29 protein-coding genes and 1 tRNA gene are annotated in these 26,981 nt (G+C 66.8%); 18 read left to right on the top strand and 12 right to left on the bottom strand.

Annotated features, from left to right (window positions below; all coding sequences use genetic code 11):
• Nucleotides 1-47 precede the first annotated feature (47 nt).
• Nucleotides 48-419, top strand: a complete 372-nt coding sequence (locus MU582_01590) for a YciI family protein (protein UPK75353.1) — start codon at nt 48-50, stop codon at nt 417-419.
• On the top strand, nt 420-1,628 hold the full coding sequence (locus MU582_01595; protein ID UPK75354.1) for an RNA polymerase sigma factor: 1,209 nt from the start codon (nt 420-422) through the stop codon (nt 1,626-1,628).
• Between the two features lie 5 nt (nt 1,629-1,633).
• Here the strand turns inward: MU582_01595 and MU582_01600 are convergent, their stop codons facing one another.
• Nucleotides 1,634-2,068, bottom strand: coding sequence for an SRPBCC family protein (locus tag MU582_01600; GenBank protein UPK75355.1), 435 nt, complete (start codon nt 2,066-2,068; stop codon nt 1,634-1,636).
• A gap of 210 nt (nt 2,069-2,278) precedes the next feature.
• Nucleotides 2,279-2,617 (bottom strand): hypothetical protein, encoded by a 339-nt coding sequence (locus tag MU582_01605; GenBank protein UPK75356.1) that lies wholly within the window; start codon nt 2,615-2,617, stop codon nt 2,279-2,281.
• 174 nt (nt 2,618-2,791) lie between these two features.
• Here MU582_01605 and MU582_01610 point away from each other — a divergent pair, with 174 nt between their 5' ends.
• On the top strand, nt 2,792-3,439 hold the full coding sequence (locus MU582_01610) for an amino acid-binding protein (GenBank protein ID UPK75357.1): 648 nt from the start codon (nt 2,792-2,794) through the stop codon (nt 3,437-3,439).
• Here MU582_01610 and MU582_01615 read toward each other — a convergent pair.
• Nucleotides 3,414-4,301 carry an SDR family oxidoreductase gene (locus MU582_01615; protein ID UPK75358.1) on the bottom strand — a complete coding sequence of 296 codons (888 nt, stop codon included), beginning with the start codon at nt 4,299-4,301 and terminating at the stop codon, nt 3,414-3,416. The genes MU582_01610 and MU582_01615 overlap by 26 nt on opposite strands.
• 84 nt (nt 4,302-4,385) lie before the next feature.
• Here MU582_01615 and MU582_01620 point away from each other — a divergent pair, with 84 nt between their 5' ends.
• On the top strand, nt 4,386-5,315 hold the full coding sequence (locus MU582_01620; protein ID UPK75359.1) for a 1,4-dihydroxy-2-naphthoyl-CoA synthase: 930 nt from the start codon (nt 4,386-4,388) through the stop codon (nt 5,313-5,315).
• A 182-nt stretch (nt 5,316-5,497) separates the two neighbouring features.
• Nucleotides 5,498-6,196 carry a DUF3800 domain-containing protein gene (locus MU582_01625; protein UPK75360.1) on the top strand — a complete coding sequence of 233 codons (699 nt, stop codon included), beginning with the start codon at nt 5,498-5,500 and terminating at the stop codon, nt 6,194-6,196.
• Nucleotides 6,197-6,245: 49 nt separating this feature from the next.
• On the opposite strand, the gene MU582_01630 is transcribed toward MU582_01625, so the two are convergent.
• Entirely contained in the window at nt 6,246-7,349 is a 1,104-nt protein-coding gene (locus MU582_01630; protein UPK75361.1) for an oxidoreductase, read from the bottom strand.
• A 125-nt stretch (nt 7,350-7,474) separates the two neighbouring features.
• Here MU582_01630 and MU582_01635 point away from each other — a divergent pair, with 125 nt between their 5' ends.
• From MU582_01635 to MU582_01645, 3 genes are read left to right on the top strand one after another with little or no spacing between them, the layout of a single operon-like run.
• Nucleotides 7,475-8,626, top strand: coding sequence for an NAD(P) transhydrogenase subunit alpha (locus tag MU582_01635; GenBank protein ID UPK75362.1), 1,152 nt, complete (start codon nt 7,475-7,477; stop codon nt 8,624-8,626).
• Complete coding sequence (locus tag MU582_01640) at nt 8,619-8,936, top strand: NAD(P) transhydrogenase subunit alpha (protein ID UPK75363.1); 318 nt, start codon at nt 8,619-8,621, stop codon at nt 8,934-8,936. Before MU582_01635 ends, MU582_01640 begins: the two co-directional genes overlap by 8 nt.
• On the top strand, nt 8,933-10,312 hold the full coding sequence (locus MU582_01645) for an NAD(P)(+) transhydrogenase (Re/Si-specific) subunit beta (protein UPK75364.1): 1,380 nt from the start codon (nt 8,933-8,935) through the stop codon (nt 10,310-10,312). Before MU582_01640 ends, MU582_01645 begins: the two co-directional genes overlap by 4 nt.
• Nucleotides 10,313-10,399: 87 nt before the next feature.
• Here the strand turns inward: MU582_01645 and MU582_01650 are convergent, their stop codons facing one another.
• Nucleotides 10,400-11,587: an amidohydrolase family protein gene (locus tag MU582_01650; protein ID UPK75365.1), complete on the bottom strand. Its 1,188-nt coding sequence runs from the start codon at nt 11,585-11,587 to the stop codon at nt 10,400-10,402.
• On the bottom strand, nt 11,587-12,825 hold the full coding sequence (locus MU582_01655; GenBank protein UPK75366.1) for an amidohydrolase family protein: 1,239 nt from the start codon (nt 12,823-12,825) through the stop codon (nt 11,587-11,589). Before MU582_01655 ends, MU582_01650 begins: the two co-directional genes overlap by 1 nt.
• Nucleotides 12,826-12,958: 133 nt before the next feature.
• On the opposite strand from MU582_01655, the gene MU582_01660 reads away from it, so the two are divergent.
• From MU582_01660 to MU582_01675, 4 genes are all read left to right on the top strand, one after another.
• Nucleotides 12,959-13,810, top strand: a complete 852-nt coding sequence (locus tag MU582_01660) for a MurR/RpiR family transcriptional regulator (protein UPK75367.1) — start codon at nt 12,959-12,961, stop codon at nt 13,808-13,810.
• A 163-nt stretch (nt 13,811-13,973) separates the two neighbouring features.
• Entirely contained in the window at nt 13,974-14,540 is a 567-nt protein-coding gene (locus MU582_01665; GenBank protein UPK75368.1) for a molybdopterin-dependent oxidoreductase, read from the top strand.
• Nucleotides 14,541-14,664: 124 nt separating this feature from the next.
• On the top strand, nt 14,665-16,083 hold the full coding sequence (locus MU582_01670) for a sodium:solute symporter family protein (protein ID UPK75369.1): 1,419 nt from the start codon (nt 14,665-14,667) through the stop codon (nt 16,081-16,083).
• Complete coding sequence (locus MU582_01675; protein UPK75370.1) at nt 16,080-16,790, top strand: HAD-IA family hydrolase; 711 nt, start codon at nt 16,080-16,082, stop codon at nt 16,788-16,790. Before MU582_01670 ends, MU582_01675 begins: the two co-directional genes overlap by 4 nt.
• A gap of 5 nt (nt 16,791-16,795) precedes the next feature.
• On the opposite strand, the gene upp is transcribed toward MU582_01675, so the two are convergent.
• Complete coding sequence (gene upp, locus MU582_01680) at nt 16,796-17,437, bottom strand: uracil phosphoribosyltransferase (GenBank protein ID UPK75371.1); 642 nt, start codon at nt 17,435-17,437, stop codon at nt 16,796-16,798.
• A 263-nt stretch (nt 17,438-17,700) separates the two neighbouring features.
• On the opposite strand from upp, the gene MU582_01685 reads away from it, so the two are divergent.
• The 3 genes from MU582_01685 (at nt 17,701) to MU582_01695 (ending at nt 18,789) form a co-directional block, all read left to right on the top strand.
• Entirely contained in the window at nt 17,701-18,180 is a 480-nt protein-coding gene (locus MU582_01685; protein UPK75372.1) for a tRNA adenosine deaminase-associated protein, read from the top strand.
• Nucleotides 18,177-18,641 carry a tRNA adenosine(34) deaminase TadA gene (tadA, locus tag MU582_01690; protein ID UPK75373.1) on the top strand — a complete coding sequence of 155 codons (465 nt, stop codon included), beginning with the start codon at nt 18,177-18,179 and terminating at the stop codon, nt 18,639-18,641. Before MU582_01685 ends, tadA begins: the two co-directional genes overlap by 4 nt.
• Nucleotides 18,642-18,701: 60 nt before the next feature.
• Nucleotides 18,702-18,789, top strand: a tRNA-Ser gene (locus tag MU582_01695).
• 85 nt (nt 18,790-18,874) lie between these two features.
• Here MU582_01695 and MU582_01700 read toward each other — a convergent pair.
• Nucleotides 18,875-19,219 (bottom strand): hypothetical protein, encoded by a 345-nt coding sequence (locus MU582_01700; protein ID UPK75374.1) that lies wholly within the window; start codon nt 19,217-19,219, stop codon nt 18,875-18,877.
• 168 nt (nt 19,220-19,387) lie between these two features.
• Between MU582_01700 and dinB the strand changes: the two genes are divergently transcribed.
• On the top strand, nt 19,388-20,572 hold the full coding sequence (dinB, locus tag MU582_01705; protein ID UPK75375.1) for a DNA polymerase IV: 1,185 nt from the start codon (nt 19,388-19,390) through the stop codon (nt 20,570-20,572).
• Between the two features lie 56 nt (nt 20,573-20,628).
• On the opposite strand, the gene MU582_01710 is transcribed toward dinB, so the two are convergent.
• A complete protein-coding gene (locus MU582_01710) occupies nt 20,629-21,861 on the bottom strand; it encodes an MFS transporter (GenBank protein UPK75376.1) in 1,233 nt (410 codons plus the stop codon).
• Nucleotides 21,862-21,977: 116 nt separating this feature from the next.
• On the opposite strand from MU582_01710, the gene MU582_01715 reads away from it, so the two are divergent.
• Complete coding sequence (locus MU582_01715) at nt 21,978-23,474, top strand: potassium/proton antiporter (protein ID UPK75377.1); 1,497 nt, start codon at nt 21,978-21,980, stop codon at nt 23,472-23,474.
• 14 nt (nt 23,475-23,488) lie between these two features.
• Here MU582_01715 and MU582_01720 read toward each other — a convergent pair whose 3' ends face one another.
• Both MU582_01720 and MU582_01725 read right to left on the bottom strand, forming a co-directional pair.
• Complete coding sequence (locus MU582_01720) at nt 23,489-24,031, bottom strand: LytR C-terminal domain-containing protein (protein ID UPK75378.1); 543 nt, start codon at nt 24,029-24,031, stop codon at nt 23,489-23,491.
• Nucleotides 24,028-24,330: a type II toxin-antitoxin system VapB family antitoxin gene (locus MU582_01725; protein ID UPK75379.1), complete on the bottom strand. Its 303-nt coding sequence runs from the start codon at nt 24,328-24,330 to the stop codon at nt 24,028-24,030. The genes MU582_01720 and MU582_01725 overlap by 4 nt, the downstream gene beginning before the upstream one ends.
• Before the next feature lie 131 nt (nt 24,331-24,461).
• Between MU582_01725 and MU582_01730 the strand changes: the two genes are divergently transcribed.
• Entirely contained in the window at nt 24,462-26,024 is a 1,563-nt protein-coding gene (locus MU582_01730; protein ID UPK75380.1) for a hypothetical protein, read from the top strand.
• A 27-nt stretch (nt 26,025-26,051) separates the two neighbouring features.
• On the opposite strand, the gene MU582_01735 is transcribed toward MU582_01730, so the two are convergent.
• Nucleotides 26,052-26,954: a pseudouridine synthase gene (locus MU582_01735; GenBank protein UPK75381.1), complete on the bottom strand. Its 903-nt coding sequence runs from the start codon at nt 26,952-26,954 to the stop codon at nt 26,052-26,054.
• Between the last annotated feature and the right edge of the window lie 27 nt (nt 26,955-26,981).

Below are 26,981 nucleotides of genomic sequence, written 5' to 3' on the forward strand. Positions count from 1 at the left end.
CGGTCGCGTCTGTTCTGCAGGAGCGGCTCGAGACGGCGGAGGTTGCCATGAAGTACCTGATCCTGATCTACGACAATCCAGAGTCGCGGGCGATCTGGGAGACGCTGCCTGCCGATGAGCGCACCGAAGGCGTACGTGCGTACGTGGAGTTGAATGCCGATCTCGAGGCGACGGGTGAGGTCCTCGCCAGTGAGCCGCTCGATCACGCGTCTGCGACCAAACAGGTCGCTGTACGCGACGGCCGCACGGTGGTCACCGACGGCCCGTTCGCGGAGGCGAAGGAGGAGCTCGCGGGCTTCTACCTGATCGACTGCGATGGGCTCGACCGCGCGATCGAGTGCGCAGCCCGCATACCCGAGGCTGAGTTCGGCCGGGTCGAGGTTCGCCCGACGATCGATCTGAGCGAGATCGGGTTGTGAGTGGCTCGACCTGAACACTTGGAGGGCCTGCTGCGGAACCTGTCGCCGCAGGCCCTTGCCGTGCTCGTACGCCGGTACGGCGACTTCGCCGCATGCGAGGACGCCGTCCAGGGGGCGTTGATCGCCGCGTCCGAGCAGTGGGTCAGCGAGGTCCCGGACAATCCGCTCGGCTGGCTCGTCACAGTTGCATCCCGACGCTGGATAGAGGAGTACCGACGTGACTCGGCCCGCGTACGCCGAGAAGAGGCGAACGCCGCGAACGAGAGGGCGGTGGATCCGGCGCCCGGCACGGACGACAGCCTCACGCTACTGATGCTGTGCTGCCATCCCTCGCTCACGCCCGAGTCCCAGATTGCGTTGACCCTTCGGGCTGTGGGAGGGCTCACCACCGCAGAGGTCGCGCGAGCCTTCCTCGTACCCGAGTCGACGATGGGGCAGCGCATCAGCCGCGCCAAGCAGACCATTCAGAAGGCGGGCGCGACGTTCGCCATGCCGCCCGAGTCGGAGCGTACCGAGCGTACGTCTGCGGTGCTCCACGTCCTTTACCTGATCTTCAATGAGGGCTACACCGCGACGTCGGGCGACGAACTCGTCCGGCTCGAGCTGACCACCGAGGCGATTCGGCTGACCCGGCAGCTGTACGAGCGGCTGCCGGACGAAGGAGAGGTCGCCGGACTGCTCGCGCTGATGCTGTTGACAGAGGCTCGTCGCGGGGCGCGTACGAGTGGAGACGGTTCGCTGATCCCTCTGTCCGACCAGGACCGCACTCGATGGGATGCACGCGCGATCGCCGAGGGGAGCGCGCTGATCTCGGCGGCACTGGAGCGGTCTCCGATCGGGCCTTACCAACTGCAGGCCGCGATCGCTGCCGTCCACGACGAGGCTGCGACCGCCGACGAGACCGACTGGCGCCAGATCCTGGTGCGTTACGACATGCTCGCCGAACGAATGCCCGGCCCGATGGTGACGCTCAATCGGATCGTTGCGCTCGCTCGAGTAGAGGGGGGCTGCGGGGCTTCGCGCATTGGACGATGCGTCGGCGAGCGGCGCGGTCGGCGATCACCATCGGGTCGAGTCCGTAGCGCCCATCTGCTGGAGCGTGCGGGCGAGCGCGATGCGGCTCGTGCGCACTACGCCGAGGCTGCCGCGCGTACGCTCAGCGAGCCCGAGCGGCGTTATCTCCAGCGGCAGGCCGATCGCCTTCGCTGAGGTCGCTACCGCTTGGACCGAGCGCGTTCCTCGGCGGCGCGCTTCGTACCCTCGAGCTCCAGCTGCACGTACTGCCGGATGCGCTTGCCGGTGATCAGATCGGAGACCGGCGCGAGCAGGCCGTGTTGCCTGATGCCGAGCGTCAGTCTGGTGCCTTCCGTTGTCTCCTCGACGTCGTGCGACGCGATGCTGGTCACGCCGAGCGCCTTCGTCTGCCAGGTGAAACTCCGGCCGGGACGCCAGTCGGTGACCGTCCAGGTGAGTACGGGGACCTTCGGTTGTCTGACCCTCGCCGTGCTGCCAACACCGAACGGACCTTCGGACGTCACCTGGACGTCTTCCATCGAGTCGGTGACCGACGGCCACGACTCCACAGCTGCGACGACAGCCCAGACGTCGTCGGATGACGCATCGACCTGGGTGGAGATTTCGAACTTCATCTCTCGAATGTACCAGTTGATACACTTCGGCCAAGGTTGTCGACCTGGCCGTCGTGATCCTTCGGACCGCTTACGTACCAACGGGCATGGCAATCTGTCACTTTGCACGGCGTACGCGCCGTGCAAAGTGGAGTTTCACCATGTTTACTTGGTGAACCACCATCACCGACCCGGCAAACGCTGATCGGAACGGGGAAGCCGACGGAGCACCTAGTCGTCGAGCGGCAGCCAGTCCGAGTCGATGTCATCGGGTACGACCCGCGTCCAGGTCGTCTCGCCGCGGTCGACGCGGATCTCGTCCAACGTCTCCTGCTCGTCGCGCGACTGTGGGTAGTGCTCGAAGACGCGGGCGTCTGCGTACTGGTCACGCACGGCCGCGTATGCATCCGCGGCAACGTCGGTGACCGGCACGCCGTCGCCGGTCTCGGTGATCACCGCAAGGAGGTCGCCCGACCGGGTCTCCCACACCCGCAGCCGGCGGATCGACGGCGGTTCGTTCGCGTAGGTCGGCATCTCCCACGCGCGGTCGTCGTTGCGCAATGTGCTCATGCAGTGAGGCCCCTCTCTCTGCTCGTGCGACACCGAATCGGCTGGTACCGACTCACGTACAGACGACGCGTTGGAAGCCCGCTCGGTTGCCTCGGGGTGGCGTCGAAGCCGCCCGCGCAGTCCGCTGTACGGATGTGTCACACGGGCGAAACGATCGCGGCCGACAATGGGGGCATGTCGTTCTTGTTACGCCTCGAGTTACCCGATGTGCCCGGTTCGCTCGGCGCTGTCGCTACCGCGATCGGCGAATCGGGTGCCGATATCGCGGCGATCGAGGTCGTCGAGCATCGCTCGGACGGTCGAGCGGTCGACGATGTGCTGCTGGAACTCCCTGCGCCGATACTGCCCGATTCGCTCGTATCCGCGTGTCAGTCGGTCGCCGACGTACGCGTGCACTGGATCTCGCGCTACCCGGCCGGCGCGAACCTGCGGATGGACCTCGAAGTGGTCGAAGCCATGACGGGCGACCCGCGTAGAGCGGTCGAGAGTCTCGCTGAGGCGACGCCGGCGACGTTTCGCGCAGACTGGGCCATTGCGGTCGGGCGGCGCGAAGGCGAGACCGTGGTCCTGGTCGCGACCTCGGCGGCGCCCGCGTACGTCGACGAGATGGACGAATGGCTCGCGATCGAACACTCCGAGCGGCTGCCTCCGGTAGCGCAGTGGCGGTCGACCGTACTCGCCGGAGCGCCGGTGCCCGGTCGTGAGGTCGCCATCGTGTTCGGCCGACACGGCGGCCCGGACGTACTCGACTCCGAGCTCGCCAGGCTCGGTCACCTCGCGGGTCTCGCCGCGTCGATCAGGAGCTCGGCTTCTTCTCAGTGACCGGAATGTGCTTGGAGTGCGAGCGTCCGAGCGCTGCGACCTCGGACTCCATTTGTGGGACGGCACGCTTCGCCATCCGCTTGACGATCGGTTCGACCAGACCTGACACCAGCAGCTGGCGGGTGAGGTTGGAGACGACTACCTCGCGCGGTACGTAGATCCGACGCTTGCGCTTGGCCATGCCCTCGCAGATCAGCTCGACACAGGTGTCGAGGGAGGTGGTCTTGTTGGCCGGCCAGGGCAACTTCTTGCGCATCGCGCGGAAGCTCGGCAGGTCGTCTTCGGCGCCTCGGACGATGTCGGTGTCGACCCAGGACGGATGGCAGACGCCGATCCCGATGCCCAGATGCATCACCTCTTGGCGGCAGGCGAGCGCGAGCGCCTCGGCTCCTGCCTTGCTTGCGTTGTACGGCGACAGCCCGGCGAGGGGTGTGAACGCTGCCTGCGACGAGACCACCAGCGCATAGCCCCGGGTCTTCTCCAGATGCGGGATCGCCGCGTGCAGCGTACGGAAGACGCCGGTGAGGTTGACGTCGACGACGCGCTCGAATGCTTCGGGGTCGAGCTGGCGCACGGTGCCGTAGCTGGAGATCCCGGCGTTGGCGAGTACGAGATCGATGCGCCCGAACTTCTCTGCGGCAGCATCGATCGCCAGGGTCAGCGACTGAACGTCGCGTACGTCGGCCTCCCACCAGGCATGCTGCTCGCCGAGGTCATCGGCGACGCGTTTGAGCTCGTCGGGCTCCAGCCCGATCAGCGCAACCTTGGCGCCCTGGTCGGCGAGGCGCTTGGCGACGCCGGCCCCGATTCCGCGTGCCGCGCCCGTGACGACGGCGACCTTGCCGGTGAGATCTGTAGACATGGCGCCAAGATACCGTTGGTATCCGGAATGCGCCACTGTCGATGTCACGTTCGCTCTCGTACGCGGGTCTGAGATTGTGTCCCGATGAGCAAGCACGTGTCCGAGACCTTCGACCCCTCGGCCTGGAAGCCCGTACCCGGCTTCGAGGGCCTCACCGATCTGACGTACCACCGCGCCGTCGACCAGGGCACGGTGCGGATCGCCTTGGACCGACCCGATGTGCTGAATGCGTTCCGTCCGCACACCGTCGATGAGCTGTTGAGCGTATTGGATCATGCGCGTACGTCTGCCGATGTCGGATGCGTGCTGCTCACCGGCAACGGGCCGAGCCCCAAGAACGGCAAGCGCGCGTTCTGTACCGGCGGCGACCAGCGCATCCGGGGTAAGCAGGGTTACCAGTACGAGACGGAGCACGGCGCTGCGTCGGGTGAGCAGCCCAACCCGATCGACAAGGCGCGTACCGCGCGGCTGCACATCCTCGAAGCGCAACGGATGATCCGGTTCATGCCGAAGGTGGTCATCTGTCTCGTCAACGGATGGGCGGCCGGCGGCGGGCACAGCCTGCACGTTGTCTGCGACCTGACCATCGCGAGCCGTGAGCACGGCCGCTTCAAGCAGACCGACGCCGACGTCGGGTCGTTCGACGGAGGGTTCGGTTCGGCGTACCTCGCCCGACAGGTCGGGCAGAAGTTCGCCCGGGAGATCTTCTTCCTCGCCGAGGAGTACTCCGCCGACGACGGCGTACGCATGGGGACGGTGAACCGCGCCGTGCCGCACGACGAGCTCGAGTCGACCGCGCTCGACTGGGGTCGCAAGATCAACGGTAAGAGCCCGACGGCGCAGCGGATGCTCAAGTACGCGTTCAACCTGATCGACGACGGCTTGGTCGGGCAGCAGCTGTTCGCCGGCGAGACCACGCGACTCGCGTACATGACCGACGAGGCGCAAGAGGGGCGCGACCAGTTCCTGGAGAAACGCGACCCCGACTGGTCCGACTACCCCTGGTACTACTGAGCGCCGGTCCTGCAGGGGTCAGCGGATGAGTTTCTGCGACGAGGGACGCAGTTGCGGTACGTGCTAGGCTTTGCTCACTGGGCTGGCCGAGAGGCCCTGGTCCACCCTTTAGGCGGGGATATCCCTCGCCATCCCTCTTGAGGCGGGTTTCGGCCCGCCTCGAGTCGTTTCTGGATGTCGCATTGCGTGAACTCAGCATCTTTATCGACGAGTCAGGTGACTTCGGGCCGTACGAGAAACATGCGCCGTTCTATGTCCTCAGCCTGGTCTTTCACGACCAAGGCGACGACATCGCTGGCCATCTCGACAAGATCCATGAGGCGCTGGTCGTCCGGGGGTACGCGGCCAACCATGCAATACACACTGGACCTTTGATCCGACGAGAGCAGGACTACCGCTGGTTGGACATCGCTTCTCGCCGCTCCCTTTTCCGTGTGCTCATCGACTTCGTGCGCACGTGTGATGTCACCCACCACTCATGGGTCTTCAATAAGAAGGACATCGGTGACACCGACCAACTCGTGAGTGCAATGTCGCGCGAGCTAGGTACCCTGATCCGTTCGAAGTACGAGTATTTCAGCGCCTGGGAGCGCGTCGTCATCTACTACGACAACGGGCAGAAGGAAATCACCAACCTCGTCAACAGCGTCTTCAACGCGCACTTGACCACGGCCGAGGTTCGCAAGGTACTTCCCGCGGACTACAGCCTGTTCCAAGCAGCTGATCTTTGCTGCACGCTTGCGCTCCTACGCAAGAAGATCGAGACCGTCGGCCTATCGTCGTCCGAGCGAGACTTCTTCTCCACACGGAAGGAGAGCGCCAAGCGTGCCCTGACCAGAGGCTATTTCAAGTCGATGGATCGCAAGCGGTTCGGCAGTTGAGCGCGGGCCTTTTGCAGGGCACAAGTCACCTTCATTGCAGCAGCGACAACTACTTTCCGAACCGTAGTCGGAGATTGGCGACGCGGCCGTCGCCGCCGGCCGCCCAGCACGATAGATCGACCGTGCAGTCGAGTGCGTGGAAGCCCACCTTGCTGAACTGCTGCCAGCTGCGTCCGCCGTCGTGGCTGATGCTGCTTCCGGCCGTGTCGCCCGACTCGCCGACCACCACCAAGGTGCGAGGCAGGACCGAAACCCAACTCGCATCCTCGCCGAGGTGAGCGAGGTCGCCGCTGCTGGCCCACGTACGCCCGTGGCTGGTGTACGCGGAGGCGTCGACGCCGTCGGCGGGGTCCTCGAAGTCGCCGCCCACCGCGATGCCCTGCCACGGGGTACGAAAGGCCAGACCGAACACGCCCGCTGACTCGCCGGCGGGGATGGTCGACTCCGTCGCCGTCCAGGTCCGGCCGAGGTCGGACGAGCGGAAGACTCGGGACGCGGATCCGCCCGAGCCGAAGTACGCGTTGTGTGCGCGGATCACCAGGCAGTCTCCGCTGGCCGAGAAGTTGTACTCGCCGGTCGAGTCGGGCATCCCCGCTGACGGCATGACGCTCCAGGACCTGCCACCGTCGTCGGTCGCGAGGATCCGGAACTTCCCGTCGACCGGGTCGCTGACCGCCAGTCCGCGCCGCCCACCCGGGTAGAAGTCGACGCAGTTGTAGAACGCCTGCTCCTCGGCATTGCGGAACGTCTCCTGCCACGTCTTCCCGCCGTCGTCGGTGCGGTAGATCCGCGAAGCTCCACCCTCGCCGATCGCCAACACGACCGCGGACCGAGCGCTGCGGGCCTCGACGTCGCGGAACATCAGTCCGTCGCTGTCGGGTGGGCTGACGTTCTGCCAGGTACGCCCGCCGTCCGTCGTTCGCCACACCGTTCCAGGCCCGCCGGCCGTGCTCTCGCCGGCAACCCAGGCCGTACGCCGCGAGACCGCGTCGAGTCCCCGGAAACTCTGCTCCGAGTCGAGCGTCGTCTGCTGCCATTTCAGGCCGGAGGTGGGTTTACGTACCGTGTCCGTTGCAGGACCGGACGCTCCGGCGTACGCCGGAGCGAAGGAGAGGGAAAGGGCGAGGGTCAGTACCACGGCAGCGCGTCGCATGAGCCGTAGCCTGCCGACCTGATCGCTCCGTGTCCAGCGCCGGCCGCACACCCGACGTCTTCGACGATGAGACGCGCATCCCAGGTGCTGGGCAAATGGCATCCATCTCATCTAGGTTGCGAGGCGTGAGAATCGCAGTCGCCAAAGAGATCGACGAGGACGAGCCCCGCGTCGCCCTCGTGCCCGAGGCAGTCGCCAAGCTCGTCGCGGCAGGGCACGAGGTGACGGTCGAACCAGGGGCCGGGGAGGACGCCGACTTCGCCGACGACGCCTACGTCGACGCCGGCGCCGCGATCGCCGATGACGCGATCGCGACGGCTGAGCTGATCGCGAGCGTACGACCGCTGGACAGCGGCACGGTCGGTTCGCTCGCCGCTGGCACGGCGACGATCTCGTTCCTGCCACCCGCGCAGTCGCTGGACCTGGTCGCCGATCTTCGAGACCGCTCGCTCACGGCATTCGCGCTGGAGCTGGTGCCGCGAATCTCTCGGGCCCAGTCGATGGACGCGTTGTCTTCGCAGGCGCTGGTGGCGGGCTACCGCGCAGCCATCGTCGCCTCCGGCCTGCTGCGACGCTTCTTCCCGTTGAGCATGACCGCGGCGGGTACGGTGCAGCCGGCCGAAGTCGTCGTACTGGGTGCGGGCGTTGCCGGCCTCCAGGCGATCGCAACGTGCAGACGACTCGGTGCCGTCGTCAAGGCGTACGACGTGCGCGCCGCAGCGGCCGAAGAGATCCGCTCGATGGGTGCGAAGGCGATCGAGCTCGACCTCGAGACGCTCGAGGGCGCGGGCGGGTACGCGCGGGAGATGACCGACGACCGGGCGGCACGCCAACGCGAGCTGCTCACCCCGCACATCGCGGCCGCCGACGTACTCATCACGACCGCGGCAGTCCCAGGGCGCGAAGCCCCGCTGTTGGTCACCGCCGAGATGGTCGAGCAGATGAAGCCGGGATCGGTCGTGGTCGACCTGGCAGCCGAATCCGGTGGCAACGTCGAGGGTGCCAAGCCCGGGAGCATCGTCGCCATCGGCGATGCCCAGGTGTGGGGCGGCGCCAACGTCGCCGGGCAGATGCCGGGGCCCGCGAGCCGGTTGCTCGCCCAGAACATCGTGAACCTGATCGGGTTGATGACCGGCGAGGACGCCGCGTTCGTACCCGATTTCGACGACGAGATCGTCGTCGGTACCTGCGTGACGCACGCCGGAGAGGTACGCCACCAGCCGACCCGCGAGCTCCTCGACGGGCCCGAAGAGGAGGAGGGAAACGACAATGGATGAGTCGGTCATCTGGCTGACGTTCTTCGTGCTGAGCGCGTTCGTCGGCGTCGAAGTGATCTCGAAGGTGTCGACGACACTGCACACGCCCTTGATGTCGGGTACGAACGCCATCCACGGCATCATCTTGATCGGCGCGATCTTGGTCGCCGGCACAGCCGATTCGACCGGCACTCTCATCGTCGGCCTCGTCGCCGTGCTGCTCGCAGCCATCAACATGGCCGGCGGGTTCGTCGTGACCGACCGGATGCTCGAGATGTTCGGCGGCCCGAAGCGTACGCCCAAGACCGACGCCGACGGAGACGCCGCATGACACCGACGTGGATCCAGCTCGGCTACCTCGCCGCGGCTGTCTGTTTCATCCTTGCGCTCAAAGGTCTCTCGGGTCCGCGTACCGCTCGCAACGGCAACCTGATCGGCGCGGCCGCTGCGGTGTTCGCGACGGTCATCGTGTTCTGGCAGCAGGACCTCGACCATCAGGTGCCCATCGTCATCGCGATCCTCGTCGGCACCGCGATCGGCGTACTCGGTGCGCGCCGGGTGCAGATGACGCAGATGCCGCAGCTGGTCGCGCTCTTCAACGGTGTCGGCGGCGGTGCCGCTGCGTTGGTCGCCTTGCTGGAGCTGCACGAGTTCCATGAGTTCGCCGATGTCGAATGGTTCACATCGGCCGCGACGGTCTTCACCATTGCAGTCGGCGGAATCAGCTTCGCCGGCTCGATGGTGACGTTCGCGAAGCTGCAGGAGCTGATGACGACCCGCCCGGTCATCTTCCCCGGCTTGCCGTTCGTATTCGGTGGCGCCTTCGTCATCGCGCTCGTGCTGTGCGTGCTGATCGTCGCCGAACCCAGCATGTGGGTCGGCATCATCCTTGCACTGTTCGGCTTGGCGCTCGGCGTACTGCTCGTGCTTCCGGTCGGTGGAGCGGACGTACCGATCGTCATCTCGCTGCTCAACGCGTTCACCGGACTGACTGTCGCCGCAAGCGGGTACGTACTCCAGAACACCCTGCTGCTCGTCGCCGGTACGCTCGTCGGCGCCTCGGGCACACTGCTGACGATCATGATGGCGCGGGCGATGGGTCGCTCGGTGCTCAACACATTGTTCGGTGCGCTGAAGGGTGGGTCGACGCTCGGCGCGGGTTCGGCGAGCGACCGGCCCGTACGCTCGGCCAACCCCGAAGACATCGCGATCCTGCTCGCGTACGCCCATCGGGTCATCATCGTTCCCGGCTACGGACTTGCCGTCGCGCAGGCACAACACACGCTGCGCGAGCTGGTGGATCTACTCGGCGAGCGTGGGATCGACGTCGACTATGCGATCCATCCCGTTGCCGGCCGGATGCCCGGGCACATGAACGTACTGCTCGCCGAGGCACAGGTGCCGTACGAGCAGCTCGTCGAGATGGATGACATCAACGGGGAGTTCAAGCAGGCCGATGTGGTGCTCGTCGTCGGAGCCAACGATGTCGTGAACCCGGCCGCCAAGACGACTCCCGGTGCGCCGATCTACGGTATGCCGATTCTCAATGCCGACGAGGCGAAGCAGATCGTGTTCATGAAGCGGTCGATGCGTCCCGGCTTCGCGGGGATCGAGAACGAGCTGTTGTTCGATCCGAAGACGACGTTGCTGTTCGGCGATGCGAAGGACTCCATGAGCAAACTGCTGAACGGCGTCAAGGCGCTGTAGCCGGACCCCAGCCCCGCTGGGCCGCACGTTCTAGCCCCAAATCGGCGAAAATCGGGGCCGAAACGTGCGGCTCAGCGGGGCTGGGTTTCAGCGGCGGACGAGCTGACCGGAGCGGACCACCATCGCCGGCTCGCGCAGCGCACCGACCTTGTCGAACGGATCGGCGTCGGTCACGACCAGGTCGGCGCGGGCGCCGGGGCGGATGCGGCCGAGGTCGGGGCGCCCGAGCGCGTCGGCCGCCGTCGAGGTCGCCGCGCGCAGCGCCGTCGGGACGGGAACTCCGCAGTCGACGAGGGCGTCGAGCTCGGCCACCAGATTGCCGTGCGGCATACCGGGTGAGCCCGCGTCGGTGCCCGCGACGAGCGGAATGCCGGCGGCGAGCGCCATCGCGACGCTGGTGCGGTGAGCATCGACGACCCGTTCGGCCTTGCGAGCCGCGTACGCCGGTGCCGTACCGGTCTGCGCAGCGGCCGCGATCGTGCGGTAGATCGCCACCGTCGGGCAGAGGTACGTGCCGCGCTGCACCATGTCTTCGACGAGAGCGCCATCGAGGAACACACCGTGCTCGATGATGTCGATACCTGCGCGTACGGCGTCGCGGATGCCCTCCGTGCCAAGGGCGTGTGCCGCGACCTTCAGCCCGCGACGATGTGCTTCGCCCGCGAGCGCCGCCAGCTCTTCGTACGTGAGCTCTCCGTCGTGGACATCCTCGCCCTCCGGTCGCCCGTACACACCGCCGGTTGCCGCGGTCTTGATGATCTTCGCGCCCCGGTACGCCTGCCCGCGCACCGCGCGTACGACCGCGTCGACGCCGTCGCAGTGCACGCCCCAGAACGGGTCGTGGCCGCCCGTCATGATCACGGTCTGCCCAGCCGCCACAATGCTCGGGCCCTCGAGCACTCCCGAGTCGACCGCACGCGCGACCGCAATCGCGACATCCCAGTTGCTGCCGAGGTCGACGATGGTCGTCACTCCGGCGGCGAGATGCTCGCGGGCATGCGCTGCAGCGCGCAGCACGGTGAGCTGTTCACCGTCGGCCTCGACTGCCTCGGCGGGGTCCTGGCCGCTCGACCACACCAGGTGCGCATGTGCGTCGATCAGGCCCGGCAGTACGTACCGCCCCGCGAGGTCGACCTCGCGGTCATCACCAGTAGTCGTAGGCGCCGCGCCGGGTGAATGCACTGCCTGGATCTCACCGTCGGCGCACACGATGTCTGCCGGGCGAACGCCGTCGGAGTCGCCGTCCCAGTACGAGGCGTTGCAAAGTGTCAGCATCACCGGTCCGCCAGCCGGTCGACGACAACGGAGCCCGCCTTCACGACGGCAAGTACGTTGCGCTCCGGGTCGGCCAGCACATCGGTGTCGCTCAACGGGTCGCCGTCGACGACGAGCAGATCGCCATGCGCGCCAGGCGCGAGCGTACCGATCTCCCCCTCCATCCGGAGCAGCTCCGCGGCGTTCACCGTCGCCGACCTGAGTACGTCGGCGGCCGGTTGGACCTGACCGCGGATGCGAAACTCCTCGCTCTGATGTACGTGCATGTCACCGAGCAGATCGGTGCCGAAGACGACCGAAACCCCACCACGCCAAGCACGTTCGAGCGCGGCGAGGCCGGCATCGCGTACGTCCGCGACCTTCGCCTGGCTTGCGGCCGGGAGACCGGCGGCCGCTCCCTCGCGGGCAAGGAACTCGTACGTCGTGAGCGTGGGAACGAGGTACGCGTCGTGCTCCACGAGCAACGCGATCGACTCGTCGTCGATCAGGTTGCCGTGTTCGATGCAACGAACTCCCAGCCGCAGTCCGCGGTTGACGGCGCGGGCGGTGTACGCGTGACCGGTGACGTAGCGGTTCGCCGCGTCGGCCTCCTCGACGGCAGCGAGGATCTCGGCATCGCTGAACTGGGTGGAGTCGACGCGATCCGTCGGTGACGCCACACCGCCGGACAGCATGATCTTGATGTGGTGCGCACCGGTACGCAACTGGTTGCGGGCATTCCGGCGTACTGCGTCGACCCCGTCGCACACCACGCCGAGCCCGGGGCAGCAGTGGTGGTCGTCGAGCGCCGCCCGGCCAGGTCCGCGCAGGTCGGCATGGCCGCCGGTTTGCGAGAGCGCCTTGCCGCCGAATACGACGCGAGGCCCGCGTACGAGCCCCTCGTCGACCGCCGCCGCCAGGCCGTAGTCGGCCCCGCCGACGTCGCGGACGGTGGTGAACCCACGCGACAACATTCCGTCGAGGATGCGCATCGTCTTTGCGGCGACGTAGTTCGGCGACCACTCCATCATCGCGCCGAGGTCCGCGGTCGCGGCCGTGACGTGGACATGGGCGTCGACAAGACCCGGCATGACCGTACGGCCGCCCGCGTCGAGCACCTCGGCGTCGTCCGGCGCCAGCTCAGCCCCGCCCACCGCCTCGATCCGGCCGTCGGTGATGAGTACGCGCCGATCGGGTATGAGTGATCCGGCGGCGACATCGCACACGGTGGCGTCGGTGATGAGCAGGCGTTCGGGCATGGGTTCTCCCTTGACTCGCGCGCGATGAAGGTGGCTCCTGGCCGATTGCACGCCACACTGTCATTGGATCCGCTGCAGAGTCAATGTTCATTGCGTACGATACTCGTACGCACTACCTGATGCGAGGGCAATTGTGAGCGCACTTCCGGACTGGGCGCGCGAGCGACTCGACGGGGGCCGGGTCGGCCCGGGCGCTGCACGGGTCATCGAGATCCTCGAGTTGCAGCCGCAGCTCGCGTCGTACGCCTCGACCGCCGAGATCGCAGAGCGTGCGGGCGTGAACATCGCAACGGTCGTACGCACAGCACAGGCGCTCGGGTTCAGCGGCTGGTCCGAGTTGCGGCAGGAGATCCGCAGCCGCTACCTCGCGTCGCTGTCGGCCGTCCAGGTCCTCAGTGAGCATCAGGTGCCCGGAGCGAGTCGTACCCGCGACGCGGTCCGTCAAGACATCGCCAATCTCGAATCGCTCGCCAACTCGATCGACCCGCGCGAGGTGGCGGCAATCGGTCGGGCGATCGCGGATGCGAAGCGCACAGTCGTGATCGGCAGCGGCAGCTTCGTTGCGCCTGGGCTCCAGTTGTCGCATGTCGGTCAGACGATGGGGCTCGACATCCGTTTCGGGCGCGGCGGCGGCACAACCCTGTTCAACGAGGTGGGCCTGTTGGGTGAGGGCGATGTCGTCGTGGCCTTCAGTTTCTGGTGGCTCGCTCGTGAGGTGCTGGAGGCGGCACGGATCGCGGCCGAGGCTGGTGCGTCGGTCGTGTTGCTCACGGACCGGCGCTCGACGCCGTTCACCGAACTCGCCGAGCACGCCGTGATCGTCGCGAGCGAGGGTGCGAGTACGTTCCCGTCGCTGACCGCGCCGATGGCCGCAGTGCACTGCATCCTCGCCGAGATCGCCGCGTACGACGAGGATCGGGTCCGAGCCTCACTCGCTCGGGCCGAGGCGATCTGGCGGGACAACGATCTGTTCGGCCCGAACTGACCCACGGTCGCCTGCTGGCGGCAACTGCTGGGATGTGTGACCTAATCACGCCGCACGTACGGCGATATCGATACTCTTGCGCCGCATCTGCGCCCGAACGGGGGGCGGCGTAGATCCGTGCGTTGAGGTGCCGAGCACCGCCCACCGAACAGAAGGAGTCCAGATGAATCGTCGCCTGTTTGCCACCTGTGTCAGCGCCGGGGTCATATGTGCCGTGGCGGCCCCGGTCGCCGATGCCGCTCCCACGCCGAACGCGGACGCCGAGCATGATTCGTCTGCGCCGCAAGGGCTGAGCGCACCTGCGCCGAAGCGGGTCGCGATCGTCGGCGCAGTCAAGAAGCCGAAACGGCTCACCATCAAGGGCTTGAACAAGTTCAAGCAGCACCGAGTCACGGTCAAGTACGCCGCCGGCGGCAAGCCCGAGCGGCATGAGTTCCGCGGGCCGAAGCTCGTCAAGGTGATGAACGCGTCGAAGCCTCGGTTCGACCCGGACGTGAAGAACCACGCGCTCGCGTTCGCTGTCTTGGCGACGGCAACCGACAAGTACCGCGCCGTCGTTTCGTGGGGTGAGATCGATCCCGAGTTCGCGAACAAGAAGGTTCTCGTCGCGACTCGCCAGGACGGCAAGAAGCTGAAGCGGCCGCGTCTGGTCGTACCGGGAGACACTGCGGGCGGGCGCTACGTGAGCGACCTGTTGCGTCTTCGGCTCGTCGACGTCACCAAGCGCTGAGGGTTCGCCTCGCGGCTCGAATGCATTGTTCGACATTCGAGTCGCGATGCAACAATCATTGACGTACGGCGCCTGAGCAGTAACCATTGCGTACCACATCGGGACGAGTCACCCGGAGGTACGAATGCAGACGGTCCACATCGTAATCCTGATCGCGTACCTCGTCGTCATGGTCGTCGTCGGCGTGTGGTTCAGCCGGCGCCGCCACGTCAGCTCGGGCGACGACTTCATGTTCGCCGGTCGTTCGCTGCCCAAGCCGGTGCTGATCGGCACCCTGCTCGCCACCTGGGTCGGCTCCGGGACGATCATCGGCGGTGCCAACTTCGCGTACACCTATGGGCCGCTTGCGTCGATCTTCTTCCTCGCGGGCACGCCCGTCGGAATCCTGGTGCTCTACTACGTGTCGCGGAAGGTGCGCTCCGCGTCTCGGTACACCGTGCCCGAGCTGCTCGAGGCGCGCTTCGGCCTCTCCGCTCGGATGATCGCGGCCGGCATCACCTTGCTGGCGTACACGGGCATCGTCGCGTACCAGTTCACCGGCGGCGGCTACATCGTCAGTCAGATCACCTCTCTGTCGACCGGCGAAGGCACCCTGTTGGTCGCCGTGTTGGTGACCTTCCTGGCGATCGGGGGTGGGTTGTTCTCCGTTGCGTGGACAGACTTCCTGAGCGCGCTGGTGATCGTGTTCGGGCTCGTCATCGCGATCCCGATCGTCATCGGCGGAGACGTCGGCGGGTTCGGGGCGTACTGGGACGACCTGCCGGAGTCATCGACGACGCTGACGGGCGGACTGAGCGCGCTGCAGCTGCTCGGCTACTTCCTACCGTTGTTCTTGCTCATCCTCGCCGACCAGAACATGTACCAGCGGCTCACGGCTGCACAGGACGAAGGCACCGCGCGCAGCTCGACCGCGGGCTTCTTCTTCAGCAGCTTCCTGGTCACGGTGCCGGTTGCGATCCTGGGATCCGCGGCGGTGATCCTGATGCCGAGCATCAATCCCGACACTGCGATTCTGTCCTTGGCTTCCGAGCATTATCTGCCCTCGGTGATCGGCGGGCTCGTGCTCGCGGGTGCCCTGGCCTTCATCGTCACGACCGGCTCGTCGTTCCTGCTCTCGGGTGCGAGCAACGTCGTGTACGACGGCTTCGCGCGATTCTCGAAGCGTGAGCTGGCAGACGGGAGTCGCCTACGCATCCACCGCGTCACCGTGCTGGCGATCGCCGCAACGGCCTACGTACTCGGGAAGTTCTTCCCGACCGTCCTCGAACTCCAGCTGTACTCCTACACCGTCTACGGCGTCGCACTCGCTCCCCCGGTGCTTGCGGTGCTGCTGTGGAAGCGCGCGACCAAGGCCGGAGCACTCGCATGCATGGTGCTCGGCACCGTCGTGACGATCGTCTGGGAGGAGCTGGACCAGCCGATGGACGTCAACTCCGTGCTGATCTCGCTTCCCGTCGCCTTGATCGCGCTCATCGGGATCAGTCTGATCACCAAGCCCGCCGAGACGCAGATCGACGACTCCGTACGAGGAGCAAACCCGTGAACTTCGCCGACTATGACGCTCTGAGCTTCGACTGCTACGGCACGCTCATCGACTGGGAAGCCGGAATCGCAACAGTGCTTGACGCCTGGGCACAAGACGTCGGTGTCGAGTTGGACCGCGAGGCGCTGCTGACCGCGTACTCCGGCCACGAGGCGCGTACGCTCCGCGAGTCGCCGTCGATGCTCTACCCGGAGGCGTTGGCGACGAGCATGCGCGCACTCGGGGCTGAGCTCGGGGTGCCGGTCTCCGATGCGTGGGCCGCCCGTTTCGGCGCGTCGGTGCCGGACTGGCCGGCCTTTCCCGACTCACATGATGCGCTCGTCCGGCTGGGAGAACGGTTCTCGTTGATCATCCTGTCGAACGTCGACCGCGGCAGTTTCGAGGGTTCGCGCAGACGACTCGACGTCACCTTCGACCATGTGATCACCGCGCAGGACGTCGGCTCGTACAAGCCGTCGCCGCGCAACTTCGACGCCCTCGAAGAACTTCGCGTACGAGAAGGGATCGGCGACGGCCGGTTGCTCCACGTCGCGCAGAGCCTGTTCCACGACCATGTGCCGGTGAAGCGGATCGGACTCCCGTCGGTGTGGATCAACCGACGGCACGACCGGCCTGGCTGGGGTGCGACACCCGATCCGGGAACAACGGCGCATCCGGACTGGGAGTTCCCGAGCATGGCGGCGTTCGCTGCAGCAGCCGCCCCGTGAGGCGGTCAGTCGACGACGCCGTACAGCCGGTCGCCCGCGTCGCCGAGACCGGGAACGATGTAGCCGAGCTCGTTGAGCTTCTCGTCGAGTGCCGCGGTGACGAGCGTGATGGGAACGTTGGCGCTCTCGAGGTCGGTCTCGACGCGGGCGATGCCCTCGGGTGCGGCGAGTAGGCACACCGCGGTGATGTCGTTGGCGCCCCGCTCGACCAGGAAGTCGATCGACGCCGACAACGTGCCACCGGTAGCGAGCATCGGGTCGAGCAGATAGCACTGCCGGCCGGCGAGGTCGTCGGGCAGGCGCTCGGCGTACGTCGATGCCTCGAGGGTCTCCTCGTTGCGGATCATCCCGAGGAACCCGACCTCGGCGGTCGGCAACAGCCGCTGCATACCCTCCAGCATGCCGAGGCCCGCGCGCAGAATCGGCACGACCAGCGGCTTCGGATTCGTCAGTTTCACGCCGTCGGCGGGCGCAACGGGCGTCTCGACGCGCACGGGTTCGGTGCGCACGTCGCGCGTGGCTTCGTACGCGAGCAGGGTGACGAGCTCCTCGGTAAGGCGACGAAACGTCGGAGAGTCGGTGCCGACGTCACGCAGGGTCGTGAGCTTGTGCGAGATCAGCGGGTGGTCGGCCACATGAATGCGCATGCGCGAAGACTACTTCGAAATGTACTACCAACCTGCTGCCTGGTCTGTCACGATCTAGATGAGTGAGTCTGAATGGTGCCGGTGAAGTGAGCGGTGTATCCGCGCCCGGTCCGGCAAGGCGCAGGAGCGACGATGGAGCTGAATCCTCCCTCGAGCGCCTGCAACGCGGTCGGTCGGGATGCGGGACGCCGCGAATCAGGCAGCATTCCGACTCGGTCATCTAGGGTGGTGGCACCCGGCCGCGCGGATTGACGGAGGATCGCATGGCGGAGGACTCGGTCGACTACGCCGTCGTCGCATACCGCGAAGAGGGGATCTGGCAGGTCGCGCCGCTGCCGCGGGCCGTCGGCGAAGACATCGACGATCTGATCACCGCACTGCGACCGTGGCCGGGAGACGTCGGCGTACTCGGGCTGGTGTCGGTCGACGAGGACTTCTTCGTACTCGCCAGGGTTGCCGGAGAAGACGTACGCGTGTTCCTGAGCGACGTGACCGCGGTGACCGAGTGGCCGCTCGCGAGCAGCATCGCCGACTACCTCGACCTACCCGATCCCGACGACGACGAGGAACCCCAGCCGGCCGGTGACTCCGACGTGGTCGCGGAGTTCGGCATGTCCGCGGTCGACCTCGCCGTGCTGTGCGATGACGAAGAGCTCTACCCCGACGAGATGCTGTCCGATATCGCCGAGCGGCTCGGCTTCGGCCCGCAGCTCGACTCGATTCTCGATACGGCGCGCGCATGACGGGTGCTGCATGGATCGACGCCATGCGGGCCGCACTGCAGGAGGCGGCCGTGGCACGTACATCGGCCGATGTGCCTGTCGGCGCCGTCGTCGTCGACGCTGCCGGCGAAGTCGTCGGGCGTGGCCACAACACCCGCGAACGCGACCACGATCCGTTCGGTCATGCGGAGATGGTCGCCATGCGTGCGGCCGCTGCCGCGGCGAACAGCTGGCGGATGGATGAGTTCACGCTCGTCGTCACCCTCGAGCCCTGCACGATGTGTGCGGGTGCACTGGTCTCGGCCCGGGTCGGGCGGCTCGTCTTCGGCGCGTTCGATTCGAAGGCCGGGGCCGTCGGGTCATTGTGGGATGTCGTACGCGACCGCCGGCTCAACCATCGGCCAGAAGTGATCTCCGGCGTACTGGCGAGCGAGAGCAGTGACCTGCTGCGGGAATTCTTCGCCGAGCGGCGTACCGACTGACCGAGCGCGCCACCGGAGCCGAGATGCGACGCCGGCGAACGATCTAGTACCCTCGTCGGCGGTAGCGTGTCCGAGCGGCCTAAGGAGCACGCCTCGAAAGCGTGTGAGGGGTAACCCCCCTCCGTGGGTTCAAATCCCACCGCTACCGCGCATGGGTTCTGCGGCCCCCGAGCGAAGCGAGCGGGGTCCGCAGAACCCTTTTCGTTTGCCGAGGATGCCGCTGTGCCGGTGCCTCAGTAGTCGGTCTCGGCGAGGTCGTCGGCTCGTCGCGCGTTCATCACCGACCAGTTGTCGACGCGGGCCGACGCCTCGGTCAGCGAGAGCTCGGACGTGCGTTGCAGGAGCGTGACGGCCTCGGCCTTGCGGCCTTCGTCAACGAGGCGATGGACCTCGGTCATCGCCTCCTCAGTGTGCGGCTGGAGGCGTGCGGCTGGTCGTCGGCGGCGTTGGTCGACTCGTTCGATCACGTTGCCGGAGGCGTTGGGCTCTTCGCGCGAATTACGCCGTGTGGTGATGACGACGTACGCGAGTCCGAGCGCGATGCCAAGAATGATTGCTATCGCCCAGCTAGGAAACACCGGGCCGACTCTACCCGAAAATCACCGTCTGACCAGGGCAGATGCCAGTTCGGCGACTTTCGCTACTGTCCGTGATCAGGTCGGCGACCCGTCCCTACAGATGCTCACCGAGTGTGCGGCCGGACGCGTTCGAGGCCGACTGTCTCTTGGCTATGCGAACATGTGTTCGTGAGCGAGGAGGCTATCCTGCATGCCGATCTCGATGCGTTCTACGCATCGGTCGAGCAGCGCGACGATCCGAGCCTGCGCGGCAGGCCGGTCATCGTCGGCGCCGGTGTGGTCCTTGCTGCGAGCTATGAGGCCAAGGCGCGCGGCGTGCAAACGGCAATGGGCGGGCGGCAGGCATTGCAGTTGTGCCCCGACGCCGTGGTGGTCTCGCCGCGTATGTCGGCGTACGTCGAGGCGAGCCGGGCGGTCTTCGAGGTGTTCGCCGACACCAGCCCGATCGTCGAGGGTCTGTCGATCGACGAGGCGTTCATCGACGTCGGCGGTCTTCGTCGGCTCCGCGGGCACCCGGCCGACATCGCCGCGACTCTGCGCAACCAGGTACGCCGTGAGGTCGGGTTGCCGATATCGGTCGGCGTCGCGCCAACGAAGTTCCTCGCGAAGATCGCAAGCGCGGTCGCCAAACCCGACGGTTTGCTCGTCGTACCACCTGGAGGCGAGCTCGAGTTCCTGCACCCGTTACCGATCGAGCGTCTATGGGGTGTCGGCCGGGTGACGTCGGCACGGCTACGGGCGCGCGGCATCACGACGGTCGCCGACCTGGCTGCGGTCGGCGAGGACGGCCTTGCGCGCATGGTCGGACATGGCGCCGGGCGACACCTCCACGCGGTCGCCAACAACCGCGACCCGCGGCGCGTCGAGACGGGCCGCCGGCGCGGTTCGATCGGTGCTCAGCACAGTCTGGGTCGCGCGCAACCGACGGCCTCGGACCTCGACGCGGTGCTGCTCGCCCTTGTCGATCGAGTGTGCCGTCGGCTGCGCAAAGGTTCGCGTACGGCGCGTACCGTGACGCTTCGGCTGCGATTCGACGACTACACCCGGGCGACGCGCTCGCACACGATGTCCGAATCGACCGACCGCACCGAGATCGTCGTCGAGGCCGCGAGGTCGCTTCTACAACAGGCGCGGCCGGTGCTCGAATGCAGCGGTATCACGCTGCTCGGTGTTGCCGTCTCCGGATTGTCGTCCGCGCCGCCACAACTGGAGCTTCCCCTCGAAACCGGGCCGCCCCGTGAGCTCGATACGGCAATCGACGCCGTACGAAGCCGGTTCGGCTCTGCATCGCTCGACCGTGCGGTGCAGCTCGGCCGACGCGACCCGCTCGAGGTGCCGCTGCTGCCCGATTAGGGTGCGGGCGGTTTTCGTGCTTTGCCGGCGACCACCCGCCTGCCGACGACGTCGCGCTAGCGCTCGCAGCGGGGTGCGGCCGTACGCGGGGCGGTCGCGAGGAACAGCACACTGGCGAGCGCCGCAATCGACGCGAGGACGAGGAACGAACGCGACTGGCTGCCCGTGAGCCCGGCGATCAGCGTGCCCGCGAAGGGTGCGACCGCCATCGCGGTCATGATGGGGGCGGTGAGTACGCCGTTGAGTCGGCCGAAGTTCGTCGTGCCCCACCGGTCGCTGATCGCGGTCGCCTGGATCAGCGTGTACGCGCCGCGACTCACGCCGACGGCCATGGAGATGATCACCAGTGCGGCGTACGGACCGGGAAGGATCGCGAGCAGCGCGGTACTGGCGGCGACCGCAGCGAAGATGATCGTGCCGCGCGCGGTCGCGCTCGTCCTAGCGGCGAAGCGCGCGTAGCCGAGTCTGCCGCAGACCTGACCGACGCCGCCCATCCCGAGTGCCACCGCGCCCTGGGTCGCGGTGTAGCCGCGTTCGATGAACAGCGGCACCAGATTGATCACCACCGCGAAAACGGAGAACGCGGTCATGCTCATCGCAATCGCGAGCAGGATGAACGTACGTGAACCAAGCACACCGCGTACGTCCGGGGCGTCGCGCTCAGCGTCGGTCGACTGGCTGTGCCGAGAGACCCACGGCTGTGCGAGGCCGAACCAATGCGCCGGAACCGTGACGATGGTGAGGATCGCCAACAACACCAGGTACGTGTGACGCCAGCTCACCGCAGACGAGATCGAGGCGGTCAGCGGCGCGAAGACGGTGCTCGCCAGCCCGCCGACGAGGGTGAGCGCCGTCAACGCGCGTACGCGGTGCTCACCAGCCCAGTGGGTGAGTGCGGCGAATGCCGGCGGGTACAGCACCCCGGCCATTGCGGCGCCCGCGCCGATCCACCCCAACAGGAACACCGCGTACGTCGGGGAGGCGGCAACGGCCACGATCGCCGGTATCGCCAGCAGCGACCCCGAAGTCATGATCGAGCGCGGCCCGAACCGGTCGATGCGGTGTCCGACGTAGATCCCGCCGAGACCGGCGGCGATCTGCCCGGCGGAGAAGGCCGCCGTCACCGCAGCCGCCGGCCAGCCGGTGTCGTGCGCGATGCTCGGGGCGAGCACCGGGAACGCGTAGTAGAGCACGCCCCAGCTGGTGATCTGGGTGAGACACAGAACCGCGACAACGCGCCGCAGCGCGCCAGTTTCGAGTACGCCCGGAGCGGTTGCTGGCGGTCCCACTCGACCATCCTGCCTCCGATCGTCTGCGGCTCGGCGGGCGCGGTGTCGCACAGCCGCCCGCGGGACCTCAGCGGCAACGCACTAGAGTTGACCGGGCGTAGCGCGAGGGGAAGTGTGTGGATATAGGCGAGCTGGACCTGGTCCTACTCGTCGCGCCCGCAGTCCTCCTCGGTGCCATCTTGGCGGTACGCCTGTCCGTACGCGCCGGTCTGCCGACCCTGTTGATGTACCTCGGCATCGGACTGTTCCTCGGCGACGGAGTCGTCGGGATCGAGTTCTCCGACGCTGACCTCGCTCATGCTCTCGGCTTCGGCGCGCTCGTGTTGATCCTGGCCGAGGGCGGTCTTTCGACCAAGTGGTCGCAGATCCGACCGAGCATCACACTCGGCCTTCTTCTCGCCACGATCGGTGTCGTGGTCAGCGTCGCGGTCGTCGCGCTGGCGGCGCACTATCTACTCGATCTGAGCTGGGAGACGTCCGTGCTGATCGGCGCGGTGACGTCTCCGACCGATGCGGCAGCGGTGTTCTCGGTCCTGCGCAACGTACCGCTCAAATCGTCGGTGCTGGGCACGCTCGAGGCGGAGTCCGGGCTCAACGACGCACCGACTGTGCTGATCGTCGTTGCCGTCAGCTCCGGGCTCGCACAAGAACACTCGCTGGTCGTCCTCGCCTTGCTGATCGTGTTCGAGCTCGTGGCTGGTGCATTGATCGGCTTCCTGATCGCGTGGATCGGCGGGTGGCTGCTGCGCGGCGCCGCGTTGCCCGCTGCCGGTTTGTATCCACTCGCGGTGCTGGCGTTCGCGGTGCTGGCGTACGGCACCGCATCGTCGCTGCATGCAAGTGGGTTCGCAGCGGTCTACGTCGCGGCCCTCGTACTCGGCAACGTCGAGCTCCCGCACCGGGCGGCGACCCGCTCGTTCGCCGAAGGTGTCGGCTGGCTCGCCCAGATCGGGCTGTTCGTCATGTTGGGCCTGCTGGCGACGCCGGAGCGACTCGAGTGGTGGCACGCGGTGGCGGCACTCGTCGCAGGCTCGGTGCTGACCTTCTTGGCTCGTCCGATCTCCGTGGCGGCATGCGGCATCTGGCTGCGCGTGCCCTGGAACGAACAAGCGTTCCTCGGTTGGGCAGGTGTACGCGGCGCGGTCCCGATCGTGCTCGCGACGATCCCGCTCGCGCATGGCGTGGTCGACGCCGACAACATCTTCGACATCGTCTTCCTGTTCGTCATCATGTTCACGTTCCTGCAGGCGCCGACCCTCGGGTGGTCGGCGCGCAAGCTCGGCGTCAGCGCTGAGGAAGAGGCGCGCGACGTGGAGATCGATGCCGCCCCGCTCGAGCGCGTTTCGGCAGATCTGTTGGAGATCCACGTACCCAAGCAGTCGAAGATGGTTGGCGTCGAGGTCGAGGAGTTGCGGTTGCCCGGGGGAGCGAGCGTCGCGCTGGTCGTACGAAACACCGAGACGATGGCTCCGACGCGGACGATGCGCATTCGGCCCGGTGACGACCTGCTCATCGTCGCTCCGCGACGCGCTCGCGAACGCGTCGAAGCGCGGCTGCGTGGCGTTGCCAAGTACGGTCGCCTCGCGGGCTGGCGTACGAACGACTCGTTCTGAGCGGCTCGCGACCGTCAGTCGGTGTCGGGGGTCGCCTCGATCGGCACGCAGATTTCGAGCTTCTCGTCGACGGGCACGCTCGAGCGTGCCTCGCGATCCAGCCCGACGAACTGGTCGCCCACCACGACGCCGATGCTGCCCGTGTCAGTGGCTTCGCCCTTCTTGACGCGAACCTTGCCGCGGAACTGGTCCTTGAGCAGATCCGTCATCGCACCGTCGGGACGGTCGGTCACGATCGTGACGTTACGCGCTTTCACGTCGATGTCGGTGGCGTTGCCGATGACGCCGCGCTGGTAGCCGAACCGGCTCAGGCGGCGTTGCGTCTGGCTCGCGAGACCGGAGATGGATCCGGAGTTGTACACGTCGACGGTCACTTGCTCGCGGGACAACTTGCTGCCGGGCTCGAGGGTGACCTCCCGGCAGGTGGGTTCCGATTCGTCGTTCTGCAGCGAGAGCTCGGGGATCGGCGCGGTCACCAGCCGGAATCCGGCGACGATGCCGACGACGAACAGCACAGCCAGCGCGGTCAAGGTGACCGCGACGCGGGAGTGCTTCATGGCTTGTCCTTCATCGCGAAGACGCGCGCGTGCAGCACGAGCCGCTGCTGCAATGCCGCACGCAGGGCGCGATGGAGCCCGTCTTCCAGGTACAGTTCGCCCCGCCAACGTACGACATGGGCGAACAGGTCACCGAAGTAGGTGGAGTCCTGCGAGAGCAAGGTGTTCAGATCGAGCGAGGACTTGATCGTCACGAGATCGTCGAGCCGGACCTGTTGCGGCGGCAGCTTCGCCCACTCGCTCTGGGACAGACCATGGACGGGGTACGGCTGCCCGTCGCCGACTCGTTTGAAGATCATCGTCTCGTAGTGTAGGCAATCGCCGCTCAGATCCGATGGAACCACCCGGGGTGAGCGGCCATCTCACCGAATCGGTTACGCCGTTCACTCGCCCGTGGAGGTAGATCATTTCTGGAGTCAGGGTTCCGCTCGTGGCGTTGGGTGCTGCCCTCGTACTAGCGTCCGGCTGCACGTCCGGAGACGACGCCGACCCACCAGAGCAAGAGACCAGGATCGCGTACGAAAGCGGAGTCTCGACGCCGAAGGATCGCGACGAGGATGCTGTGCACGCTTCGCTGGCTCGCCTGGACCCGTGTGCGCTCATCGATCCCGCGGGCGCCTCGGTGAAAGGTTTCTCGAAGGGGAGCGAAGTCAGTGTCGACGGCCCGCACGTGTGCGAGGTCGATTCACCGCGGTCCGGCGAGGTACGTGTCGTACTCGGTGTCGAGCTGGGAGCTGAGGACCGCTACACCCGTGACCTACAGACGATCGGCGGCGCCAAGGCGTACGTCGACAACAGCGACAGTACGTTCTGCCGCGTCGCGCTGCCGGTCAGCTTCACCCACGTAATCGAGTTCGTCGGGAGCGGCAGCGCGGTCGGCTCTGACGCCTGTACGTCGACGACGGGCATCGCCGAGGTTGCGGCGACGCGACTGGAGCAAGCGGAGTCCTTCGAGCAGCCGGAAGGGCCGTCGCGTGCGAGTGCCTGCGCGATCCTGGGCGAGGCGGTCGATCTGAAGAAGAACCGAGAGTTCAGGTCGGGCGATGACTTCCTGGCCGGAATGGACAAATGTGGCGTGTGGGAGGCTCCCGACGCGGAGGCCGATGGGGCCGGACTCCAATTCGAGCCCGTCGCGCCCGAGCAATACCTCGAGATCGAGTACCGCACACCTCCGAACGACGAGTTCCCCAGGAGCTTCGGCACGGTACGTGGACGCAAGCTGAACGGCTACGACTCGGGTGGCTGCGTACTCGCCTGGAACGAATGGGACGGTCCGAAGGAGGCGGGCGAGAAGCTCGTCGCACGGTTCCAGGTCAGTGCGTCGAAATGCCCGGCCGCAAAGCGTTTGGTCTCGGCCGTGACGAAGGTCGTCGACGACGGACCCCCGGAGCCGGACGGCACGCAAGAGCCGATCCTGTACGGGCCGGACGAGGAAGACGTCGGCGCGCCAGGGGGATGCGTCGATCTGGCGGAGTACGAAACGGCCGACTGCAAGGCGTATGCCGATTCCGAGGTGGAAGACATCGACCTTCCCAGTGACGGCGAAGACCTCGTACGGGCAGGCGCTGAGGATCCGCAGGTCGGATGTGCGATCGCACTCGACGCCGTACGCGAGCACTTCGGCGACGAAATGGCTCCGATCACGGCGGTCAACGGCACTGACCTCACCGGTCAACCGGCGTACATGTGTGGGTTCACCGAGCCCACGCACAGTCGTCAGGTCTGGATCGATCTCGTACCCGAGCCGATGCCGGACGAGCCCGGCTCGCAGATCGACGGACACGACGCGCACGATGTGACGACTGCGAGTGAGGGTACGCGCGACCTCTGGATCACGATCGGCGATGACGCCGAGACTGACGGGCATGTCTACGCCAAGGCCATCGTGACGCCGGATCGGAGTGCTGGCTTGGACTCCGACGCACCGGTCGACGAGGCGCCCTTGGATGACCTCGACGATGCGATGACGGACGTCATGGCCAAGCACTTCTAATTGCTACCACCTGATGGTCGGGTACAGCTAGGTGCGCCAGGAGGCGAGCGTACGACTACTCGCGAACTCACACGACTCGCCGCTGAGTGGGTCGGTGAACGCGATCGAGCGCGCCAGCAGCTGCAGCGGGTTCGTGAAGTCGTTGTCGGCGACCTCGCGGATCTCGGGGTAGTAGTTGTCGCCGATGATCGGGATTCCGAGGGTGTTCAAATGGGCACGTAGTTGGTGCGTACGCCCGGTGTGCGGTCGCAGCCGGTAGAGACCGCGGTCGTCGCGTACGTCGAGCAGCTCGACGTACGTCTCGCTGTTCGGCTCGCCTGGGACGGTCTCGGCGCGCAGAACGCCCCGCCGCTTGATGATTCGCGTACGGACCGTACAAGGCAGGCTGAGTTTCGGATCGACTGGCGCGACTGCCTCGTACACCTTCGTGACGGTGCGATCTGCGAAAAGCTCGTGGTACGCGCGGCGTACCTCCGGTCGTACGGTGAAGATCAGCACGCCCGCGGTCAGCCGATCGAGCCGATGGGCCGGCGCAAGGTGAGGCAGGTCGAGGTCGCGGCGCAGTCGGACGAGCGCCGTCTCCATCACGTGTCGTCCGCGCGGCATCGTGGCGAGGAAGTGTGGTTTGTCGATGACGAGCAGGTTCTCGTCGCGATGGACGATCTCGACCGGGTACGGCACCGGTGTTTCGGCCGGCGGGTCGCGGTAGAGGAAGATCGAGCGGCCCGGGACGTACGCCGCCGTCAGGTCGATCGGGTGGCCGTCTGCGTCGTACACCTCGCCGGCCGCGAACAGTTCGCGTACTCGGGACGCCGCCTCGGGAAACCGGTTCAGCAGGTACGCGCCGACGGTAGGCCATTCGTCGGCTACCGGCAGGCGTATGCGGGACGCGGCCAGCCCGTTGCGCAGGGGCAGCGGCGAATCTGGCATGCCTCACGGTATCGCCGCCCACGCGTT

It is taken from the genome of Nocardioidaceae bacterium SCSIO 66511 (assembly GCA_023100825.1).
In the GTDB taxonomy this organism is placed as follows: domain Bacteria; phylum Actinomycetota; class Actinomycetes; order Propionibacteriales; family Nocardioidaceae; genus Solicola.

What these genes read in the sequence shown, in the direction of transcription:
- MU582_01670 (UPK75369.1), top strand. Translation starts at nt 14,665, where the DNA reads ATGCAGACGGTCCACATCGTAATCCTGATCGCGTACCTCGTCGTCATG.
- MU582_01640 (UPK75363.1), top strand. Translation starts at nt 8,619, where the DNA reads ATGGATGAGTCGGTCATCTGGCTGACGTTCTTCGTGCTGAGCGCGTTC.
- MU582_01600 (UPK75355.1), bottom strand. Translation starts at nt 2,068, where the DNA reads ATGAAGTTCGAAATCTCCACCCAGGTCGATGCGTCATCCGACGACGTC.
- MU582_01720 (UPK75378.1), bottom strand. Translation starts at nt 24,031, where the DNA reads ATGAAGCACTCCCGCGTCGCGGTCACCTTGACCGCGCTGGCTGTGCTG.
- MU582_01735 (UPK75381.1), bottom strand. Translation starts at nt 26,954, where the DNA reads ATGCCAGATTCGCCGCTGCCCCTGCGCAACGGGCTGGCCGCGTCCCGC.
- MU582_01650 (UPK75365.1), bottom strand. Translation starts at nt 11,587, where the DNA reads ATGCTGACACTTTGCAACGCCTCGTACTGGGACGGCGACTCCGACGGC.
- MU582_01630 (UPK75361.1), bottom strand. Translation starts at nt 7,349, where the DNA reads ATGCGACGCGCTGCCGTGGTACTGACCCTCGCCCTTTCCCTCTCCTTC.
- MU582_01645 (UPK75364.1), top strand. Translation starts at nt 8,933, where the DNA reads ATGACACCGACGTGGATCCAGCTCGGCTACCTCGCCGCGGCTGTCTGT.
- MU582_01605 (UPK75356.1), bottom strand. Translation starts at nt 2,617, where the DNA reads ATGAGCACATTGCGCAACGACGACCGCGCGTGGGAGATGCCGACCTAC.
- MU582_01725 (UPK75379.1), bottom strand. Translation starts at nt 24,330, where the DNA reads ATGATCTTCAAACGAGTCGGCGACGGGCAGCCGTACCCCGTCCATGGT.
- MU582_01685 (UPK75372.1), top strand. Translation starts at nt 17,701, where the DNA reads ATGGCGGAGGACTCGGTCGACTACGCCGTCGTCGCATACCGCGAAGAG.
- MU582_01655 (UPK75366.1), bottom strand. Translation starts at nt 12,825, where the DNA reads ATGCCCGAACGCCTGCTCATCACCGACGCCACCGTGTGCGATGTCGCC.
- upp (UPK75371.1), bottom strand. Translation starts at nt 17,437, where the DNA reads ATGCGCATTCATGTGGCCGACCACCCGCTGATCTCGCACAAGCTCACG.
- MU582_01620 (UPK75359.1), top strand. Translation starts at nt 4,386, where the DNA reads ATGAGCAAGCACGTGTCCGAGACCTTCGACCCCTCGGCCTGGAAGCCC.
- tadA (UPK75373.1), top strand. Translation starts at nt 18,177, where the DNA reads ATGACGGGTGCTGCATGGATCGACGCCATGCGGGCCGCACTGCAGGAG.
- MU582_01590 (UPK75353.1), top strand. Translation starts at nt 48, where the DNA reads ATGAAGTACCTGATCCTGATCTACGACAATCCAGAGTCGCGGGCGATC.
- MU582_01615 (UPK75358.1), bottom strand. Translation starts at nt 4,301, where the DNA reads ATGTCTACAGATCTCACCGGCAAGGTCGCCGTCGTCACGGGCGCGGCA.
- MU582_01665 (UPK75368.1), top strand. Translation starts at nt 13,974, where the DNA reads ATGAATCGTCGCCTGTTTGCCACCTGTGTCAGCGCCGGGGTCATATGT.
- MU582_01610 (UPK75357.1), top strand. Translation starts at nt 2,792, where the DNA reads ATGTCGTTCTTGTTACGCCTCGAGTTACCCGATGTGCCCGGTTCGCTC.